The 918-nt window shown below is 76.0% G+C and carries 1 protein-coding gene; it reads right to left on the reverse strand.

Annotation, left to right across the window (positions count from 1 at the left end; all coding sequences use genetic code 11):
* Positions 1-47: 47 nt before the first annotated feature.
* Positions 48-914: a hypothetical protein gene (locus AB8Z36_RS41125; protein ID WP_369218443.1), complete on the reverse strand. Its 867-nt coding sequence runs from the start codon at positions 912-914 to the stop codon at positions 48-50.
* Positions 915-918 lie beyond the last annotated feature (4 nt).

Raw genomic sequence — 918 nt, forward strand, 5'->3', positions numbered from 1 at the left:
TTCCTCTACGTGCGGGCGGGGTCGGCGGCTCGCCAGGGACTTGGGCCCTAGCCCTGGCGGCGCCAGGTGCGGGTGAGGTCGGCCAGGGCGTCCACGGCCTTGCGGGCGTGGGCGGGGTGCAGACGCAGGTCGGGGCCGAACTCAAGGTGCAGCCAGGGCACGTCGTGGAAGGCGGCGGCCCGTCCCTGGAGGTTGGTGCGGCCCTCCAGGGGGCACTTCCTGGCCCAGGCGCGGCACACGTCGTAGCCCCGTTCCCGGAGCGCGTCCGCGAGGTCGCGGCCCTCGGTCACGGCGTCCCTGCCCCGGCCGGTGGAGGCGACGATGTCGTGCTTCGGCGCCGAGTCGTCGGCCATGCCGTGGAGCTGCACGCCGGGCAGCCCGCGCCGCACCAGCTCGGCACAAATGGCATGGAAGACGCTGTCCCTGCGGTGCGCGACATCCGCCGTGTCACCGCGCCCCGCTTCGCGATGTGCACCCGCGACGACGAGGATGCCGCCCGGCGCGCGGCTCAGGAGCTGGGCGCCGAGCCGTTCGGTGTTGCGGTCGGCCACGGGGTGCGGCACCTGGACCGACCAGCGCACGGGGGAGTCGAGGTCGATGTAGACCCGGCCCCAGCCGCGCGGTGCGGCGCCGCCCTCCGAGCGGTCGGCGACCTCCGCGTACCGCCGCCCGCCGACCGGGTCCCTGACGGTGCGGACGGCGAAGTCCATGTCGGCGAGGCGCCGCTCGGCCTCGGAGCGCTTGCCGTCCAGGAGCAGCGCGACGCTCTCGGCCAGGGTGCGCCGGTCCTCGCGGGTGGGGCGGCGGTAGCCGCTGTCCTCGTCGAAGCCGGAGGTGTAGTCGGTGATGATCCGCTCCAGGCCGTCGGCCGGGCGGTCGTCGGGGGTGGCGGTGGCGGGGCCACGGCCCGCCACCGCC

Origin of the sequence: Streptomyces flavofungini, assembly GCF_041028215.1 — a bacterium.
Lineage (GTDB): Bacteria > Actinomycetota > Actinomycetes > Streptomycetales > Streptomycetaceae > Streptomyces > Streptomyces flavofungini_B.